Source organism: Arthrobacter sp. M4, assembly GCF_020251205.1.
Lineage (GTDB): Bacteria > Actinomycetota > Actinomycetes > Actinomycetales > Micrococcaceae > Arthrobacter.
Genome location: NZ_JAIWYX010000079.1, coordinates 1 through 272, shown reverse-complemented (window position 1 = coordinate 272; position 272 = coordinate 1). Strand labels below are relative to the sequence as shown.

The 272-nt window shown below is 71.3% G+C and carries 1 pseudogene; it reads left to right on the top strand.

What is annotated here, in order from left to right:
- Positions 1-272, top strand: a pseudogene (locus LD110_RS23475) (hypothetical protein); the annotation flags it as partial.

Genomic DNA, 272 nt, shown 5'->3' with positions numbered 1-272 from the left:
CGGCGGGAACGCAGCGTCTGGTTCACCCCCGAACCGGACGGCATGTGCACCCTGGGCGCCTACCTGCCCGCCGAAGCCGGCCTGGCCATCTACAACGGCCTGGACCACGACGCCCGCACCGCCAAAGCCCAGGCAGCAGAAACCAGCGCAGCAGAACCCCTGGCCACCGAGGCCAGCATTACAGAGGCAGACCCGGCGAACACCGCTGCCCAGGCCCTGGCACAGGCGGCGGCCAACACCGCGGCGCGGGCAGGCGGAACCGGGATCCTTCA